At 60.7% G+C, this 18,631-nt stretch carries 16 protein-coding genes; 9 read left to right on the top strand and 7 right to left on the bottom strand.

Annotated elements, in window-relative coordinates:
- Nucleotides 1–42 precede the first annotated feature (42 nt).
- Genes GTP45_RS25520 through GTP45_RS25510 form a run of 3 tightly spaced genes read right to left on the bottom strand, consistent with a single transcriptional unit; the run spans nt 43 to nt 4,771 of the window.
- Nucleotides 43–1,272: an alpha/beta hydrolase family protein gene (locus GTP45_RS25520; RefSeq protein ID WP_161016642.1), complete on the bottom strand. Its 1,230-nt coding sequence runs from the start codon at nt 1,270–1,272 to the stop codon at nt 43–45.
- A gap of 8 nt (nt 1,273–1,280) precedes the next feature.
- On the bottom strand, nt 1,281–2,546 hold the full coding sequence (locus GTP45_RS25515; RefSeq protein ID WP_161016641.1) for an LLM class flavin-dependent oxidoreductase: 1,266 nt from the start codon (nt 2,544–2,546) through the stop codon (nt 1,281–1,283).
- Nucleotides 2,546–4,771, bottom strand: a complete 2,226-nt coding sequence (locus tag GTP45_RS25510) for a TonB-dependent receptor (RefSeq protein WP_161016640.1) — start codon at nt 4,769–4,771, stop codon at nt 2,546–2,548. The genes GTP45_RS25515 and GTP45_RS25510 overlap by 1 nt, the downstream gene beginning before the upstream one ends.
- Before the next feature lie 201 nt (nt 4,772–4,972).
- Between GTP45_RS25510 and GTP45_RS25505 the strand changes: the two genes are divergently transcribed.
- The 4 genes from GTP45_RS25505 (at nt 4,973) to GTP45_RS25490 (ending at nt 7,729) form a co-directional block, all read left to right on the top strand.
- Nucleotides 4,973–6,025 carry a LacI family DNA-binding transcriptional regulator gene (locus GTP45_RS25505; RefSeq protein WP_161016639.1) on the top strand — a complete coding sequence of 351 codons (1,053 nt, stop codon included), beginning with the start codon at nt 4,973–4,975 and terminating at the stop codon, nt 6,023–6,025.
- 8 nt (nt 6,026–6,033) lie between these two features.
- Nucleotides 6,034–6,948 carry a sulfonate ABC transporter substrate-binding protein gene (locus GTP45_RS25500; protein WP_161016819.1) on the top strand — a complete coding sequence of 305 codons (915 nt, stop codon included), beginning with the start codon at nt 6,034–6,036 and terminating at the stop codon, nt 6,946–6,948.
- Between the two features lie 72 nt (nt 6,949–7,020).
- A complete protein-coding gene (locus GTP45_RS25495; protein ID WP_161016638.1) occupies nt 7,021–7,521 on the top strand; it encodes a PIN domain-containing protein in 501 nt (166 codons plus the stop codon).
- Complete coding sequence (locus GTP45_RS25490) at nt 7,493–7,729, top strand: hypothetical protein (RefSeq protein WP_161016637.1); 237 nt, start codon at nt 7,493–7,495, stop codon at nt 7,727–7,729. Before GTP45_RS25495 ends, GTP45_RS25490 begins: the two co-directional genes overlap by 29 nt.
- Here GTP45_RS25490 and GTP45_RS25485 read toward each other — a convergent pair.
- The 4 genes from GTP45_RS25485 to GTP45_RS25470 all read right to left on the bottom strand — a co-directional run bounded on the left by GTP45_RS25485 (nt 7,726) and on the right by GTP45_RS25470 (nt 13,329).
- On the bottom strand, nt 7,726–8,172 hold the full coding sequence (locus GTP45_RS25485) for a gamma-butyrobetaine hydroxylase family protein (RefSeq protein WP_161016636.1): 447 nt from the start codon (nt 8,170–8,172) through the stop codon (nt 7,726–7,728). The two genes, GTP45_RS25490 and GTP45_RS25485, sit on opposite strands and share 4 nt — an antisense overlap.
- Nucleotides 8,169–8,600, bottom strand: a complete 432-nt coding sequence (locus tag GTP45_RS25480) for an HIT family protein (RefSeq protein WP_161016635.1) — start codon at nt 8,598–8,600, stop codon at nt 8,169–8,171. The genes GTP45_RS25485 and GTP45_RS25480 overlap by 4 nt, the downstream gene beginning before the upstream one ends.
- A gap of 2 nt (nt 8,601–8,602) precedes the next feature.
- Entirely contained in the window at nt 8,603–12,613 is a 4,011-nt protein-coding gene (locus tag GTP45_RS25475) for a DUF3683 domain-containing protein (protein WP_161016634.1), read from the bottom strand.
- A gap of 224 nt (nt 12,614–12,837) precedes the next feature.
- Entirely contained in the window at nt 12,838–13,329 is a 492-nt protein-coding gene (locus GTP45_RS25470; protein ID WP_161016633.1) for a YqaA family protein, read from the bottom strand.
- A gap of 147 nt (nt 13,330–13,476) precedes the next feature.
- Here GTP45_RS25470 and ilvA point away from each other — a divergent pair, with 147 nt between their 5' ends.
- From ilvA to rapZ, 5 genes are all read left to right on the top strand, one after another.
- Entirely contained in the window at nt 13,477–15,012 is a 1,536-nt protein-coding gene (ilvA, locus tag GTP45_RS25465; RefSeq protein WP_161016632.1) for a threonine ammonia-lyase, biosynthetic, read from the top strand.
- Between the two features lie 94 nt (nt 15,013–15,106).
- A complete protein-coding gene (gene queF, locus GTP45_RS25460) occupies nt 15,107–15,943 on the top strand; it encodes an NADPH-dependent 7-cyano-7-deazaguanine reductase QueF (protein WP_161016631.1) in 837 nt (278 codons plus the stop codon).
- Nucleotides 15,944–16,261: 318 nt separating this feature from the next.
- The gene (locus tag GTP45_RS25455) at nt 16,262–16,744 is read left to right on the top strand and encodes a PTS sugar transporter subunit IIA (protein WP_161016630.1); all 483 of its coding nucleotides are present in this window, start codon (nt 16,262–16,264) and stop codon (nt 16,742–16,744) included.
- A 54-nt stretch (nt 16,745–16,798) separates the two neighbouring features.
- The gene (gene hprK / locus GTP45_RS25450) at nt 16,799–17,734 is read left to right on the top strand and encodes an HPr(Ser) kinase/phosphatase (protein ID WP_008444515.1); all 936 of its coding nucleotides are present in this window, start codon (nt 16,799–16,801) and stop codon (nt 17,732–17,734) included.
- 24 nt (nt 17,735–17,758) lie between these two features.
- Nucleotides 17,759–18,619: an RNase adapter RapZ gene (gene rapZ, locus GTP45_RS25445; RefSeq protein WP_161016629.1), complete on the top strand. Its 861-nt coding sequence runs from the start codon at nt 17,759–17,761 to the stop codon at nt 18,617–18,619.
- Nucleotides 18,620–18,631: the final 12 nt, after the last annotated feature.

Here is an 18,631-nt window from a genome sequence, read left to right as displayed (position 1 = left end):
TATGCAGGCCTGTTAATTTGCCAGCATTATACAAGACACTCTTTATAGTTCCTTAAGATGACGCCACTCTAATCCCAGCTGCGCGCGCGCGGGAAAACCCTTCCAGTTATCGTTCAGATAATCTTGCAGCGGCGCGGCTTTCAGGTGGATGCCAAGGAAGGCCGTCACATAGTGCTGGTTGATGTTGTTGATGCGGCGGCTGTCCCATACCGGCTCGGAGTAGGACTGGAAGTCGTCCGGGTTGCTCCAGTGGGCTGGCGATGGCGGATTCGGTGCGGAATTGTGGCGGCCGCCGACGTAGGTCAGCAGGTAGCGGTCGGCGTGGATGGTTTTTTCGAATAGCTGCTTGACGCCATCCTGGTAGCCGGCCACATCGTCCTGGTCGCCGGTGATGAACAGCAGCGGCGTGCGCACGCCGGCCAGGCCGGCGTCGTCCCACACCTTGTGCGCACCGCCCCATGGGGCGAAGGCCACCACGGCCTTGATGCGCGGGTCGCGCTGGGCTTCGTATTGCGGATTGCCTTGCTGGTTGACGGCAAGCTTGCCGCCGGGGAAGAAGGCGACGGCCGATGTGCTGATGCCTGCCCCAACCGTGTTCAGTGCGCCGTAGCCGCCCATGGAGTAGCCGACCAGCGCGGTTTTGTCGGCGTCCACCACGCCCGACAGAAAGTTGCCGCTGCCCGGCTTGGCCCACGCGGCAACGGTGTTCAGCACGAACAGGTCGTCAAAGCGGCGGTTCAGCAAGGTGCTGGGAAAGGCCGCCTTGTCGGCGCGCGTGGATTCAAGATGGTCGATGGCGACGACGACGTAGCCTTTCGATGCCAGGTTCTCGGTCAGGTAAGACATTTGCAGCCGCGAACCGGGATAGCCGTGCGAGACGATCACGAGCGGGTAGCGCTCCCCCACCGGAGCCGCATCGCGCGCGGCGCGGCCGTTGAACTGGAACGGCGTGTTGGGACGCTTGGGATCGTTCGGGCCCGAGCCTAGGACATCGGTATAAACCGTATGTTCTTTTTGCCCCGCCGCCAGCTTCGCCGGATACCACACTTCCAGCGTCAGCTTGCGGCTGTAGCGAGGATCCTGCTGCTCGGCGCTGTAACGCAGAATGTCGAATTGGTCTTTGTTCTCCACCGCCAGCGTGCGCACGCCCACTTGCAGCGAACCGCGCGCCGCCAGCTCCGGCGCATCGGGACGCGCATCGCCAAAATAGTCCTGCGCACTCACCTGCCCCGCTGCCAGCGCAACGGCCAATACCAACATCCTGCCTAACATGCCTTCTCCTATAAACCCAAGTGATCGCGCAAAGTGCTCCCTTCATACGACGTGCGGAATAAACCGCGACGCTGCAACTCAGGAATCACCAGCGCGAGGAAATCATCCAAACCGCCCGGCAACGCGGGCGCCATGAAATTGAAACCATCGGCCGCGCCCTGCTCGAACCATTCCTGCATTTGATCCGCCACCTTCTCCGCCGTGCCGACCACCGTGAAATGACCACGGCCACCGGCGATGCGTTCGTACAGCTGGCGTATCGTCAAATTCTCGCCCTGCGCCAGATCGGTCAACAGCTGCTGGCGGCTACGCTGGCCATCTTGCGTTTGCGGCAGCTCGGGCAGCGGGCCATCCAATGGATAGCCTGACAAATCAAAGTTACCGATCATGCGGCCCAACAGCGCCAGGCCCGCCTTCGGCTCAATCAGCGCTTGCAGTTCAGCGAACTTCTTGTCCGCCTCCTCCTGCGTGCGGCCAACCACCGCAAACAATCCAGGCATCACCTTCACCGATTCCGGCTTGCGGCCCTTCTCCACCACGCGCCGCTTGATATCGCTGTAGAAGGCTTGGGCCTTGGCCAGTGTAGGCTGCGCGGTGAACACTACCTCCGCCGTCCCTGCCGCCAGATCGCGGCCAGTCTCCGAACCGCCGGCCTGCACCACCACCGGCCGGCCCTGCGGACTGCGCACCACGTTCAGCGGGCCAGCAACGCCGAAATGCTCGCCGCGATGATTCAGCTTATGCAGCTTGGCCGGATCGTAAGGCAGCGATCCGCTCTTATCGTCGAGCAGCGCACCGGCGTCCCAACTATTCCACAGTCCTGTGACAACTTGATGAAATTCCCGCGCCCGCGCATAGCGGTCGGCGTGTGCCACATGCTGCTCGCGGCCGAAGTTAGCCGCTTCCGCCGCGTTATCCGACGTGACCAGATTCCACCCTGCCCGCCCATCCGACAGCAAATCCAGCGACGCAAACTGGCGCGCCACCGTGTACGGCTCGTTGTAGGTGGTGGTGGCGGTAGCGATCAAGCCAATCCGCTCGGTCGATGCGGCCAGCGCCGACAATAACGTCAAAGGCTCCAGCGAAGGCGCACCAGTCAGCGCCACGCTATCGGCAAAGAACACCGCATCCAGACACGCGCGTTCCGCACTGCGTACCTGATCGCGAAACACTTTGAAAGGGTTCGACAACAGATCCGTGTCCGGGTGCCGCCAGGCCGCAACGTGGTGGCCGTAGCGCATCATGAATGCAGCGATACTCAACTGCTTAGACATCAAAACTCCTTGCGCGCGGTGATACCGAAGTAGCGCTCATCATCACGCGGCACGGCGCGGGTGACGTAGCCGGTGGACGCGACCAAGTTGGTGGCGTACGATTTGTTCGCCAAGTTCTTACCCACCAGCGCAATGCGCCAGCCACCGACCGGCGACGACAGCGCGATGCCGGCATTGATCACGCCATACGCACCTTGAATCGCATCAGCCGATTGGAACAAGTCATACTGGGTCTTGGCCTGCCAGCTGTAGTCAGCCGACAGATCGACGATAAAACCATTCTCCAGCGGTAGCGCGTAGTTGGCGCGGGTGAAGGACTTCCACTTCGGCGAGAACGGCAGCGGCTTGCCATTCAGGTTGCACGATGCGGCAGCAGCCGGCGGGCAGTTGAAATTGTCGATGGTGGCGTCGGTGTAGGCCAGCGATGCGCTCAAGGTCAGTTCGCGGGTTGGACGGGCGTTCAGATCCAGCTCCACACCCTTGGTCGATACATCGCCAGCGTTAATCAGGCGCGTAACCACGGCGCCAGCCACGGTGTCGTAGAAGTTGGCTTGGTAGTTCTTGTACTTGGTGTTGAACACGGCCAGGTTGGCGGTCAGCTTGCGATCGAAAGCGCTGGCTTTCAGGCCCAGTTCAAACGAATCCGAGGTCTCTGGTTTCAGCGCCAGCGTATCGCGGCTCAGCATGTTGAAGAAAACGTTGTAGGCCGGGCCTTTGTAGCCGCGCGAGTAGGTACCGTAAGTGCTTACGTCACGCGAGATATCGTATTGCAGACCGACGCGGCCCGAGTAGCCGTCTTCGTTGGTGGAACCGGCGTTCTGTACTCCAGGTTGCACACCGGGGAAGGCCACGGTTTGCGTCGAGGTGCGTTTGTGGTCGTAAGACAGTTCGTCCTTAGTCCAGCGCGCCCCGGCAATGGCGCGCCACACTGGCGAGAAGTTCAAAGTGCTTTCACCGAACAGCGAGTAGCTGTCGCTCTTGACGCCGTAATCCGCGCGGCCGGAGTTGATGGCCGCACCGTTGTTGACGATACGCTGATAGGTCTCGCGATCCTTGCCGTGCAGATAGTAGGCGCCGACCACATAGTCTGCGAATTCACCTTTCGGCGATGCGAGACGCAGCTCTTGCGAGGCTTGACTGAATTCCACCGTGCCGATATCGCGCGTGGCCGGGAAAGCGGCCGTGATGCGCGCTACTTCCGCTGCGTTGCCGATGGCCGAAGTGCTGGTGTACTGGGTGTTGTCCCAATCGCGCACGGCGCTGATGGAGGTCAGCGTGTAGCCGTTGAAGCGGTAATCCACTTGCGCCGACAGGCCTTTGTTCTTGTCGCGGATATCGGCGGGGATATCCGCGTTGACCTGGCGGTTCTCCGGGGCTGCCACGACTGGCGCGATGCCTGCGTTAAAGGTGGCCGCCGTTGATTTATAGGCAGTGAAGGTAGGCGAAGACTTGGAACGCACGTAATCTGCGATCAGCGCGATATCCAAATCCTTGGTCGGTGTGATGTCGACGCGGGCACGCACGCCTTTGCGGTCGTAGCCATTCAGCTTGCCGCCGCCAGCGTGCACGTTATCGACGTTGCCGTTGAAGTCCGCATACAGGCCGGTGACGGATGCCGCCACAACCCCCGGCTGGATTGCGCCCGACACGCCGGCACGCACACGCTTCTCATTCCCTTCGTAGTAGGCCGCATCCACGAAGCCTGTGGTCGCTTGCGACGATTTGCGGCCGATCACATTCAGCACGCCCGACGAAGCGTTTTTGCCGAATAGCGTACCTTGCGGGCCGCGCAGGATTTCAATGTGTTCAATGTCCAGCAGATCCAGCGTAGCTTGGCCCGGACGCGCGTACACCACGCCGTCAATCACGGTCGATACGGTTGGCTCTACACCCGGCGAGGTGGAGATGGTACCGATACCGCGTACAAAGATGGTGGTGTCCTTGTTGCCGCCCTGCTGGCGGAAGGTCACGCTAGGCACTTCCTGCACGATGGTGTCGATGCTGGTGCGGTTGGCTTGCGTCAGCGCGTCGCCGTCCAGCACCGATACCGCCACTGGCACCGATTGCAGCGAAGCGTTGCGGCGCGTGGCGCTAACGGTCACGCTAGGCACGGAGGCGCTATCGTCACGCTCCTTGATCGGCGTCGATTCCGCCTCCGCGTAGGCGGTATTCACCAGCAAAGCACCGATGGTCAGTGCGCCGAAAAATCTCACATTGCTCTTCATTTACTGATCCCTTGATTTGAAAGCGCTCCTTGCGCGATATACGGAAAACCTGCTTTCTTCATCGAAGAACCAGCTTAGTGCTCGCCAGGTCGTTCGCTACAATGAAGTGGTACCGGTACCCTTTTTTTAGTGTCGCGGCGGGCCGGATTGAAGTCAAAGAATTAAAAAAATCATCGATATGTTTTTTCGGAATATGCGCAGATGAGTGAAACAGCAGCACCAAGAAAACGCAGAGGGTCAGGCCGCGCCACCGTCCACGATGTGGCGCGGCTGGCCGGCGTCGGCTCCATTACCGTATCGCGCTATTTCATCGAGCCGGGACGGGTGGCGGCGGAGCGCAGCGCGCGCATTGCGGCGGCGGTGAAGGAGTTGGGCTATGTGCCGAATCTGGCCGCCAGCGGCCTCGCCTCCGCGCATGGCCGCGTAGTCGGCATGGTGATCCCGAATATCTCCGGGCCGATTTTCGCCAACACGATTCAGACTTTTAGCGACACGCTAAACCGCTATGGCTACCAGTTGTTGCTGGCCTCTAGCTACTTCTCGGCCAAGCGGGAAGAAAGCGCAGTGCGGGCTTTCCTCGGCTGGAAGCCAGCAGCGCTGGCGGTGGTGGGACGCTTCCACAATCGCGCTACCGAGAAGCTGCTGTCCACTGCCGGCATTCCTGTGGTGGAGACGTGGGACTATCAGCCGCGCCGTAAACCGATACAAGTCGGCTACTCCAACCCTTCAGTCGGCGAGCAAGCGGCGCGCTACTTGTACGGCAAGGGCTATCGCCGCATCGCCTTCGTGCAGAACAGCCTTGCGGGCGACTTAAGCGCGGTGGATCGCAGCGACGGCTACGAGGCCGTCATGCGCGAACATGGCCTTGAGCCGATCATCTACGCGCCGACAGCGGAAGCACCGTTCGATGCTGGCAAACAGGCGATTGAAGCGCTGGCGCTATCCCCTGCCCGCCGCGCGCGGCCCGTGGAGGCCATTATCTTCGCCAACGATAACTTGGCCGCAGGCGCTTTGCTGGCGGGCCAGCGCGCGGGCTTAAAGATCCCACAGCAATGCGCCATCGTAGGCTTTGGCGACTACGCCTTCTCGCCGCTGCTGATGCCTAGCCTCACCACGATCCGTCCGCCCAGCCGCGAGATCGGCGAAATCGCCGCGCTACGCATACTTGAACAACTGGGCGTACTGCCCGCATCAGCACAGGATTCGCGTTTGAACCTGCTGGCCTGCGAATTGATAGAGCGCGAAAGCGCGTAAGGAAGATGATGAAGAAATGGATTTGCTTATTGCTCGTGGCGCCGCTGCTGTCGTCGGCGGCCGAAATCAAAATTGGTTTTCAAAAAAGCGCTGGCTTACTCAGCATGATGAAGACGCAGGGCACGCTGGAGAAATCGCTGGCCGGCCATCAGATCAAATGGATTGAGTTCCCAGCCGGCCCGCAGATGCTGGAGGCGCTCAACGCAGGCAGTATCGATTTTGGCAGCACCGGTGCACCGCCGCCGGTATTTGCGCAGGCAGGCGGCGTGGATTTGCTGTACGTGGGCGCGGAACCTGCGCCGGTGAATAGCGAAGCGCTGTTCGTGCCGAAGGATTCGCCGATCCGCACGGTGGCGGATTTAAAAGGCAAGCGCGTGGCATTTCAAAAAGGCTCCGGCTCGCACTTCCTGCTGGCTTCAGCACTGCAGAAGGCGGGATTGAAGTTCCGCGACATTACGCCGATTTATTTATCGCCATCGGATGCGCGTGCGGCGTTCGTCAGCGGCGGCATTGATGCGTGGGTGGTGTGGGATCCCTACTTCGCATCGGCGCAGAAAGCGTATCAAGTACGCGTGTTGAGCGACTACACCGGGCTGCCACTGGCGAATGGCTTCTACCTCGCCTCGCGCAAATTTGTAGAGCAGTCGCCGGCCTTGGTTTCGTCCCTGTTGGAGCAAGTGCGCCTGGCCGGTAAGTGGGCCAGTGAGCATCAAAAAGAAGTCAGCACCGTATTGACGCAGCAGACCGGCGTGCCAGCCGACATCGTGGCGACGTGGATGCAACGCTCCCGCTTCGGCGCGACGCCGGTCACACCAGAGATCATCGCCAACCAGCAGCGCGTGGCAGACTTGTTCTACCAACAAAAACTGATCCCCAAGTCCGTCAACATCGCCAGCCGCGTGTGGACATGGCAACCGAAGTAGCACACGTTTGATGCATCATAAGCCCTCGTTAACTGAGCCGCCTACGCTGGCAGCTCAACCAGCGAGGCCATCATGCCAACCGTCTACCTGGAAACCTCCATCATCTGTCACCTGACAGACCCGCCAAGCCCCAATCCCATCACCCGCGCCTGCCAGCAATTAACGCAGTTGTGGTGGCACACACGCTGCAATCTAGAGCAGACGTGCATTTCAAAATATGTCAACGATGAGATCCGCGATGGCGATCCGCTGCGAGCAATCCACCGTATGCGAGTCACCCAAGACCTCGTTCAGCATCCAAAAAAAGAGAGAATCGAAAGTATGGGGGAACTTTTAATCTTTGGAGGAGGTCTAAATGCCAATGCACGTCGGGCTGCCGAGCATATTGCATGCGCAACATTCAATCATTGCGAAATTTTGCTGACATGGAACTGTGCCGAGATCGCAAATGCACTAAAACTCAAATTGCTGCGTATGTTAGTGGATGACGGCGAGTACGTGCTACCTGAACTAATAACACCTTTTGAGCTAATGGAGTGCAGCTATGAAACTGAATGGCGTCGAAATTCCTGAGGACATCGATATACCGAAACTGAACGCTGAAACGATTGCGGAAATTAATGAGGTAAAGGCAGGATTCCGCAAAGATCATGGGTTCGGCATGCATGACTCAATGCCTAGCTCCGAACGAATAAAGATCAGCATCAGCCTACTACGCAAGCTGGATCCGTTAGCTCGCGCAAAGGTGCTTTATGCTTTCAGTGAGCAGGTGACGGATTAGTGCTTGCAGCCGCCGCTGCCGCAACCGCCGCCGCCATGCTGGTGGGTTGATGGGCCCGTCAAGGAGACGCCGGTTTCGCGGCCGCTGTCGCCTTCGAAGCCGGAGGCGTGGAGGCGATCCATGTAGGTCGCCCACAGCGCGTCTTTTTGGCTGCCCAGCTTGTACAGATATTCCCAGGTGAAGATGCCGGTGTTGTGGCCATCGCTGAAGGTCGGCTGCACGGCGTAGTTGCCGACCGGCTCAATGCCGGCAATGCCTACCTCACGTTTGCCGACTTGCAGCACTTCCTGCCCCGGGCCATGGCCCATCACCTCCGCCGACGGCGAATACACGCGCAGCAGTTCAAACGGGATCGAAAACGACGCACCGTCGTTAAATTCAACGTCCAGCACTTTCGATTTGTTGTGAACGGTCAGGCCGGTAGGGACAGGTTTGTTGCTCATAATGCTTTTACTTTCTCAACGATGGCTGCGTGCAGCGCCGGCAGCAGCGCCCGGCGCGCCGCCAACACTTCCGCCGACGACGCACGCTGCGCCACAGCCCATGTCGGGTTGGGGAAATGCGCATCGTCGCGGTAACGCGGGATAACGTGCCAATGCACGTGCGGCGTCATATTACCAAAACTCGCGAGATTGATTTTTTCCGGCGCCAGAATTTCGCGCTGCGCGGATTCCACCGCCCACACCACGTCCATCACGCGCACGCGCTCTTCGGCCGGCAGATCGGTCATTTCCTTGACGTGGGCATTCCACACCACGCGCGTGAAGCCGGGATACTCGGCCTCATCCACGGCGACCACCGACACACGGTCATCACCCCAGACCAAGGCCGCACCCGGCGCACTGAGCAAGTTACACAGATCGCAAGCCATAATTACACCAGCACCCGTTCAATGCCGCCGTCATTGGCGCGTTTCACATAGTCCGGCATCCAGTTCTCGCCCAGCAGATGCTTGGCAATCTCCACCACGATGTAATCGGCGGTGGTGCCGGCATCCTCGCTGTAGCGCGACACGCCGCCCAGGCAGGCCGGGCAGCTGGTCAGGATCTTGACCTCGCCATCGAAGCCGTCGGCGCGCAGTTTGTCGGCGCCCTTGATGACCTCCTCTTCCTTGCGGAAGCGCACCTGCGTCGAGATGTCTGGACGCGCCACCATCAGCGTGCCCGAGTCGCCGCAGCAGCGGTCGTTTTTCTCGATCTTGACGTTGTCGTGCGTCTGGATCAGCGAGTTGACGGTCTTGGTCGCCTCTTGCAGCTTCATTGGCGTGTGGCACGGCTCGTGGTACATATAACGGGTACCGGTCACGCCTTCCAGCTTGACGCCCTTCTCATTCAGATATTCGTGAATATCCATGATGCGGCAGCCCGGGAAGATCTTCTCGAACTCATAGGTCGCCAGCTGGTCGTAGCACGTACCGCACGATACCAGCACGGTCTTGATGTCCAGATAGTTGAGCGTGTTGGCCATGCGGTGGAACAGCACGCGGTTATCGGTCATCATCTTGTCGGCCTTGTCGTACTGGCCCGAGCCGCGTTGCGGATAACCGCAGCACAGATAGCCCGGCGGCAGCACGGTCTGCACGCCCACTTCCCACAGCATCGCCTGCGTGGCCAGGCCCACTTGCGAGAACAGGCGCTCCGAACCGCAGCCCGGGAAGTAGAACACCGCTTCCGTATCGGCATTGGTGGTCTTCGGATTGCGGATGATCGGGATGACTTTGTCGTCCTCGATATCCAGCAAGGCGCGCGCGGTTTTCTTCGGCAGGTTGCCCGGCATTTTCTTGTTGATGAAGTGGATCACCTGCTCGCGCACAGCCGGCTTGCCGACGCTCGGCGGCGGCGCCTTGGTTTGCTTCTTGGCGAATTTCTTCAGCAAATCATTACCGAGGCGCTGCGCCTTGTAGCCGATGCCGATCATCGCCGCGCGGGTGGCGTTGATGGTGGCCGGATCGGTGGCGTTCAGGTAGAACATGGCCGCCGCCTTGCCCGGATTGAAGGACTTCTTGTCCATCTTGCGCAGCAGGTTGCGCATATTCATCGACACGTCGCCGAAGTCGATGTTGACCGGACAGGGCGTCACGCATTTATGGCAGACGGTGCAGTGATCCGCCACGTCCTCAAATTCTTCCCAGTGCTTGATCGAGATGCCGCGGCGGGTCTGCTCTTCGTACAGGAACGCTTCGATCAGCGACGAGGTCGCCAGAATCTTGTCGCGCGGCGAGTACAGCAGGTTGGCGCGCGGCACGTGCGTCGAGCACACCGGCTTGCACTTGCCGCAGCGCAGGCAGTCCTTGACGCTGTTGGCAATCGCGCCGATATCGCTCTGCTGCATGATCAGCGATTCGTGGCCCATCAGGCCGAACGACGGCGTGTAGGCGTTGCGCAGGTCGGCTTCCATGCCGTCCAGATTCAGCAACTTGCCCTTGTTGAAGCGGCCTTCCGGGTCGACGCGCAGCTTGTATTCGCGGAACGGGCCGATCTCGTCTTCCTGCAAGAACTCCAGCTTGGTGATGCCGATGCCGTGCTCGCCTGAGATTACGCCGTTTAGCGAACGGGCCAGCTTCATAATGCGCGCCACGGCTTGGTGCGCCAATTGCAGCATCTCGTAATGATCCGAGTTGACCGGCAAGTTGGTGTGCACATTGCCGTCGCCTGCGTGCATGTGCAGCGCCACGAACACGCGGCCACGCAGCACGCGCTTGTGGATGGCGGTGCTTTCGTCGAGGATCAGCTTGTAGGCGGCGCCGTTGAAAATCTGGCGCAGCTGGGCGCGGATTTCCTGCTTCCACGTCACGCGGATGGTGCGGTCTTGCACTACGTCGAACAGGGTGGCGTTCGGCTGGGTTTTCAGGCGTTCTTCAAATACCGGCAGCAGACGCTCAAGGCCCAGCTCGGACAGTTGCGCGGTGATCGAGGCCAGCGGCTTGTCCAGCTCGGCCAGCAGATAAGTCCAGCGCGCGTGCACTTGCGACAGCAGCGTTTCGGCTTGCTGCTGGCGGTCGCCCAGCATTTCGGCATCGCCGACGCTGTCATCGGCATCGTCGCTCTTGCCGATCGGCAGATTGCCGGCGGCGAAGAAGTCCTGCAACTCTTCCACCAGCTGCAGCTTGTTCTTGATCGACAGTTCGATGTTGATGCGCTCGATGCCGTCGGTATACTCGCCCATGCGGTTAAGCGGAATCACCACGTCTTCGTTGATCTTGAAGGCGTTGGTGTGCTTGGCGATGGCGGCGGTACGGGCGCGATCCAGCCAGAATTTCTTGCGGGTCTCCGGGCTGACGGCAATAAAGCCTTCGCCGACGCGGGTGTTCGCCAGGCGCACCACTTCCGAGGCGGCTTGCGCCACGGCGTTTTCATCATCGCCGACGATGTCGCCGAACAGCGCCATCTTCGGCAGCACGCCGCGTTTCGATTTGGTGGCATAGCCGACTGCGCGCAGGTAGCGCTCGTCCAGGTGCTCCAGGCCGGCGAGGCGCAGGGTCGAGAATTGTTCGCCCTTGGCTGGCAGGCCGTCGAGGTAATCCTTGATTTCCACGATCGATGGAATCGCATCGCGCGCCTGGCCGAAGAATTCAAGGCAAACGGTGCGGGTGAACTTCGGCATTTTGTGCAGAATCCAGCGCGACGACGTAATCAGGCCGTCGGTGCCCTCTTTCTGAATGCCCGGCAGGCCGGCGAGGAATTTGTCGGTCACATCCTTGCCCAGGCCTTCCTTGCGGAATACGCGGCCGGCGATTTCCAGGATCTCGGTCTTGAATGGCGCGCCCTTGGCTTCGCCCTTGGCAGTCGGATGCGTCCACTCCAGCTTGAAGCGGGCCAGCGGCGTATCGTGGATTTTCGACAGGTTGTGATCAAGGCGCGTGACTTCCAGCCAATCGCCGTTCGGATCGACCATGCGCCACGAGGCCAGGTTGTCCAGCGCCGTGCCCCACAGCACAGCCTTCTTGCCGCCCGCGTTCATGGCGATATTGCCGCCGATGCAGGATGCGTGGGCCGAGGTCGGGTCGACCGCGAACACGAAGCCAGCTTTTTCAGCGGCCTCAGAAACTTTGTTGGTGATGACGCCGGCGCCGGTGTAGATGGTGGCGTACTCTTTATCGAGGCCCGGCAACACCTTCATCTCCACCGCGCCCATGTTGAGCAGTTTCTCGGTGTTGATAACGGCCGACATCGGCGTCAGCGGAATTGCGCCGCCGGTGTAGCCGGTGCCGCCGCCGCGCGGGATAATGGTCAGGCCGAGTTCGATACAGCCCTTGACCAGGCCGGCCATTTCCTCTTCGCTGTCCGGGGTCAGCACCACGAATGGATACTCAACGCGCCAGTCGGTCGCATCGGTCACGTGGCTGATGCGCTTCATGCCGTCGAAGCAGATATTGTGCTTGTCGGTGTAGCGGCCCAGCACCTTGTAGGTGCGCTTGCGCAGATCGTAAACCTGTTTAAATTCTTCGCCGAAATCAGCCACGGCCTTGCCAGCCGCTTGCAGCAGCTTGACCACGTTGGCGCTGCGCTGGCGCGAGGCGTCATCTTTTTCGGCCTCGTCCACGCTGAGGCGGCGCTTGTCGACTTCGGCCAGGCGGTGGTGCAGCGCGTTGATCAATTCCTGGCGGCGCTTCGGGTTATCCAGCAAGTCGTCTTGCAGATACGGATTGCGGCGCACCGCCCAAATATCGCCCAGCACTTCATACAACATGCGCGCCGAACGGCCGGTCTGACGCGCGCCGCGCAGTGCATCCAGCAGCGACCACGATTCCTCACCTAGCAGCCGGATCACGATCTCGCGATCAGAAAACGACGTGTAGTTGTACGGAATTTCCCGCAGGCGCGTAGCCTCGGGGCCGTGGGGCGTTTCCGCCAGCAAAGCTTGGATTTGTGCAGGGGCGTTCATTGTGCGTTTCAGACTATAGACAGTACCCGGGAGGGCCATTCTAGCCTATTGCGGCGCACCACGCGGGAACAGCCTTAGTGCAGCAAAGGATACTCAGAAAGCGCAAAACGTCCTAAAAATTCGAAATTCGGCCGCCTGCCGAGCAATTTCATGCCAATCTGCTGTTTCAAACTGAATGAAATTTATGCATAAGCTTATGCGGCAATATGATTAGATGCACCAAACTAGCCCATCATTTGTCCGATCCGATGCCACACTCCGTCCGGGACGTACAACAGCAGCGTGGTCATGGTGAGGTAGCGCAGGAACTTGCCGACCGCCATGTAGGCAAGGCTGGGCCAGAACGGCAGCCTGAGCCAGCCGCCCAGGGTGCACAGCGGGTCGCCGATGCCGGGCAGCCAGGCCAGCAGCATGGTCTTGGCGCCGTAGCGTTCCAGCCAGTGGAACCAGCGGCTCTGGCGCTCCTTCGCAAAGCTCTGCTTGGCCTGCCAGCCGATGTAGTAATCGATGGCGCCGCCCAGCGTGTTGCCGACGGTGGCGACGAAGATGGCGCTCCAGAACATGGCCGGGTTGGCCTTGATGACGGCAAACACCGCCGGCTCCGAACCGAGCGGCACCAGGGTGGCTGACACCAGGCTGATCAGAAACACCGACGTCAAACCGACCTTGGGCGCGGCCAGCACGTGCAGCAGCCAGGTAATTGCAGATTCGATCATCTGTTAGTGGGCGCAGGAGGAAAGCTGCCATTATAATGAGTCAGCCCGATCCGGCACACCCGCCTGAATCCGTGTCTCCCTGCTCCACCCGGTCACCAGCCGGCTAGTTAGCATCGCAACTCCCCCTTGTAACCCTGTTTGCAGACTATGACTACCGACTATCTGAAGAAAATACTGACCGCCCGCGTCTACGACGTGGCTGATGAAACCCCGCTGGAACTGGCGCCGACCCTGTCGCAGCGCTACGAAAACCGAATTTATTTCAAGCGCGAGGACATGCAGAGCGTGTTCAGCTTCAAGATTCGCGGCGCCTACAACAAGATGGCCCACTTGAGCGACGCGCAACGCAAGCGCGGCGTGATTTGCGCCTCGGCCGGCAACCACGCGCAAGGCGTGGCGCTGTCCGCCGCCAAGCTCGGCTGCCGCGCGCTGATCGTCATGCCGACCACCACGCCGCAAGTGAAGATCGACGCCGTCAAGGCGCGCGGCGGCGCCGACGTCGAGGTGGTGCTGCACGGCGAGTCCTACACCGACGCCTACAACCACGCCCTGACTCTGGAAAAAGAACAGGCGCTGACTTTCGTCCACCCATTCGACGACCCGGACGTGATCGCCGGCCAGGGCACCATCGGCATGGAAATCCTGCGCCAGCACTCGGGCCCGATCCACGCCATCTTTGTCGCCATCGGCGGCGGCGGCCTGATCTCCGGCGTGGCCGCCTACGTCAAGGCGATCCGTCCCGACATCAAGATCATCGGCGTGCAAACCCTCGATTCGGACGCCATGGCGCGCAGCATCAAGGCTGGCGAACGGGTGACGCTGACCGACGTCGGCCTGTTCTCGGACGGCACCGCAGTGCGCCTGGTGGGCGAGGAGACCTTCCGCCTGACGCAGCAATACGTAGACGACATCATCATCGTCGATACCGACGCCATCAGCGCCGCCATCAAGGATGTGTTCACCGATACCCGCAGCATTCTGGAACCGGCCGGCGCGCTGGCCATTGCCGGCGCCAAGGCGTACATCGAGCGCGCCGCGCTGACCAAGGATCCGATCAAGAACGAAACCCTGATCACCATCGCCTGCGGCGCCAACATGAACTTCGACCGCCTGCGCTTTGTGGCCGAACGCGCCGAGCTGGGCGAAGCGCGCGAGGCGCTGTTTGCCGTCACCTTGCCGGAGCAGCGCGGCAGCTTCAAGCGCCTGTGCAAGCTGGTCGGCGCGCGCAACGTCACCGAGTTCACCTATCGCATCAGCGACAAGGACGATGCCCACGTATTCTGCGGCGTGCAGATTGCCGACCGCAGCGAGTCGAGCGCGCTGGCGCGGCGCTTCGAGGAGCACGGTTTCAAGGCGCTCGACCTGACCCACGACGAACTGGCCAAGACCCACTTGCGCCATCTGGTGGGCGGCAAGAGCGCGCTGGCGGACAACGAGTTGCTGTACCGCTTCGAGTTCCCAGAGCGTCCGGGCGCGCTGATGCGCTTCCTTGACTCGATGGCGCCGAACTGGAATATCTCTCTGTGCCACTATCGCAGCCAAGGCGGCGACGTCGGCCGCATCGTGATCGGCCTGCAAGTGCCGCCGGAGGAAATGAGCGACTTCGCGCAATTCCTGGCGACGCTGGGCTACCGCTACTGGGATGAAAGCCAGAACCCAGTCTACAAACTGTTCCTAGGCTAACCCCATAACCTTAAGTGACAGATCCAGCTCCGTCGCTTAAGGGTCTGACCCCGCAGGGGTCAGACCCTGTGTCGCTTTGGGGTAAAATATCGCCATGACCACCAACACCGCCGACCAGTCCCCACTCGGGAAAACCTCCGCCTACCGCACCGATTACGCGCCGGAACTGCTGTTCCCGATTCCGCGCCAGGGCAAGCGCGACGAGCTGGGCTTGTCGGGCACCATGCCCTTCTTCGGCGTCGATATCTGGAACGCCTACGAAATCTCGTGGCTCAACCAGCGCGGCAAGCCGCAGGTGGCGATCGCCCGCATCACCTTCCCGGCCGATACGCCCAACATCATCGAGTCGAAGTCCTTCAAGCTGTACCTGAACTCGTTCAACCAGACCAAGCTGGACAACGTGGCCGCGCTGAAAACGCTGCTGCAACAAGACCTGTCGGCTGCCTCGGGCGGCAGCGTCCACGTCACCCTGACCCAGCCGGAAGAATTCGGCATGGTCGAGATGGGCGAGCTGGACGGCCTGCTGCTGGATCGCCTCGATATCGAGGTCGACAACTACAGCCCGTCGCCTTCCATCCTCAAGGCTGCGCTGGACGAGGAACCGGTCGAAGAAAAACTGATCTCGCACCTGCTGAAATCCAACTGCCTGGTCACCGGCCAGCCGGACTGGGCCAGCGTGCAAATCCACTACAGCGGCCCGCAAATCGACCAGGAAAGCCTGCTCAAGTACCTGATTGGTTTCCGCGAGCACAACGAATTCCACGAGCAGTGCGTCGAGCGCATCTTCGTTGACATCCTGCGCCAGTGCCAGCCGCAGCAGCTGGCCGTGTACGCGCGCTACACCCGCCGCGGCGGCCTAGATATCAATCCATGGCGCAGCAACTTCAGCAGCGCGCAGAAGCCGGCCAACCTGCGTGGCGCACGTCAATAACCGTAATAATTTTTTCAATCAAAGAGTAAAAAACCGGCGTATGATGGGCGGGCTAGCGTGAATTCTCACGCTCTACGGCCCACCCGGCCGGAAACGCGTAAAAAAACGGAAAAACGGCCCGGTCTCCAAGCAAATACCGGTGTTTTCGACGAATACGGTGCAGAAATAGCGATTCCTTTCTGGAGTGCATTTTTACTGCTGCGCCGGCCAACGCCAATACAACGGTGGCATAGCGATTTCATGTTACACGGCACAGAAACAAGCCTATAATTCTGCTCGCGTGACACCCTTGTGCGTTGCAACATTTGACGTCGTACTATGAACAACCTTAGCAAAATACTCTCTCTGGAAAACGTGCTGCTCGACCTGGAAGTCTCCAGTAAAAAGCGCGCTTTCGAGCAAGCTGGCCTGATCTTCGAAAACAACTGCGGCATCGCCCGCTCCACCGTCTCGGACAACCTGTTCGCGCGTGAGCGCCTCGGTTCGACCGGCTTGGGCCATGGCGTCGCCGTGCCGCACGGCCGCATCAAGGGCATGAAGAGCCTGAAGTCGCCGCTGGCCGCCTTCGTGCGCCTGGCCGAGCCGATTCCGTTCGAGTCGCCGGACGGCAAGCCGGTGAACCTGCTGTTCTTCCTGTTGATCCCGGATCATGTCACCCAGCAGCACCTCGAAATCCTGTCGGAAATCGCCGAGATGTTCTCCGACGACGCTTTCCGCACCGCGCTGAGCACGGACACCGATCCGAAATCGGTGCATACACGCATCATCAATTGGCTGCCTAGCCTGCAAGCTGCTGGCTGAGCGGCAGCGATGGAGTTACACTAAGGTTAGATCAACTAACCTGGTAACTGCTCCATGCTGCAAACTCCGCTGACGATACAAAGGCTTTACGACGACAATCGCGAAAGTTTGCAGCTAGGCTGGTTCGCCGGCTTTCCCGGCGGCGAGCGCCTGATTTCCGGCGACGTTGCATCGGCCGCCGACCAGGTCGGCCACTTGAACACCATCCACCCGGGCCGGATTCAGGTCTTCGGCCACCAGGAAATCAACTACTACCAGCGCCTCAAGTCGCTGACCCGCGCGCATGTGATCGGCGAGCTGATTGCCGGCGGCCCGCCAGCGCTGATCATTGCGCAGGGGCTGGAAACGCCGCCCGACATCCTCGCCATCTGCGACGAGAAAAATATCCCGCTGTTCTCCACCCCGCTGCCCGCCGCGCAAGTGATCGACTTCTTGCGCGTGTATTTGTCCAAGAAGCTGGCACAGCGCATCATCATGCACGGCGTGTTCATGGACGTGCTGGGCGTGGGCGTGCTGATTACCGGCGACTCCGGCCTAGGCAAGAGCGAGCTGGGCTTGGAACTGATTTCGCGTTCGCATGGTTTGGTGGCCGACGATGCGGTGGAGTTTTCGCGCATCGCGCCGAACATGATCGAGGGCCGCTGCCCGGCGCTGCTGCAAAACCTGCTGGAAGTGCGCGGCTTGGGCTTGCTGGACATCAAGGCCATCTTCGGCGAGACCGCAGTGCGCCGCAAGATGCGCTTGAAACTGATCGTGCACCTGGTGCGCCGCGGCGCGGCTGACGAGGAAGTGGAGCGCCTGCCGTTCCAGTTCCCGACCGAGGACGTGCTGGGCCTGCCGATCCGCAAAGTCGTGATCCCCGTCGCCGCCGGCCGCAACATCGCGGTGCTGCTGGAAGCCGCCGTGCGCAACACCATCCTCCAACTGCGCGGCATCGACACCCTGCAAGAATTCATGGAGCGACAAAGACAAGCCATGAGCGGGGATTGATCTGTCGATGGTATCATCGCTGTCATGCGCATCGTAATCATTACTGGCATCTCCGGTTCCGGCAAATCCGTCGCCCTCAACGTGCTTGAAGACACAGGCCACTACTGCGTCGACAATCTGCCGCCCGCCCTGCTCTCCAGCTTGGTCAAGACCTTGACGGAGGAAGGCTTGCAGGCCTTGGCTGTCGCCGTCGATGCGCGCAGCGCCGAGTCGCTGGCCACGCTGCCGGCCGACGTGCAACGCCTGCGCGCCGAGGGGCATGACGTGAAAGTCATGTTCCTGACCGCCAATACCCACTCGCTGGTGGCGCGTTTTTCGGAAACGCGCCGCAGCCATCCGCTGTCGCACGAATTGCGTCCGGGGCAAAATCCAGCGGCGCGCCGCACCCTGATCGAATGCATCATGGAAGAGCGCGAGCGGCTGTCGGCAATTGAGCAGCTGGGCCACGTGATCGACACCTCCGAGCTAAGCGCCAATAAACTGCGCTGCTGGGTCAAGGACTTGGTGGTAACTGAACATGCGCCGCTGACGCTGTTCTTTGAATCGTTCGCCTTCAAGCTGGGCGTGCCGATGGATGCGGACTTCGTGTTCGACGTGCGGGCGCTGCCGAATCCCTACTACGATCTGACCCTGCGGCCGCTGACCGGCCGCGACGCGCCGGTAATCGAATTCCTCGACGCCCAGCCGAGCGCCGGCGAAATGCTGAACGACATCCGCGCCTTCGTGGAGAAATGGCTGCCGTCCTTCAAGGGCGACAACCGCAGCTACCTGACCGTGGCCCTGGGCTGCACCGGCGGCCAGCACCGCTCCGTCTACATGGCCGAAAAACTCGCGGCCTACTTCAACGCCAACGAACGCGTCGTCCTGCGCCACCGCGAGCAGTAAGCTTTACCCTCG

The organism is Duganella rivi (assembly GCF_009857435.1).
GTDB lineage: Bacteria > Pseudomonadota > Gammaproteobacteria > Burkholderiales > Burkholderiaceae_D > Rugamonas > Rugamonas rivi.
The sequence above is the reverse complement of the archived record's forward strand: the minus strand, read 5'-3'. Positions and strand labels throughout refer to the sequence as shown.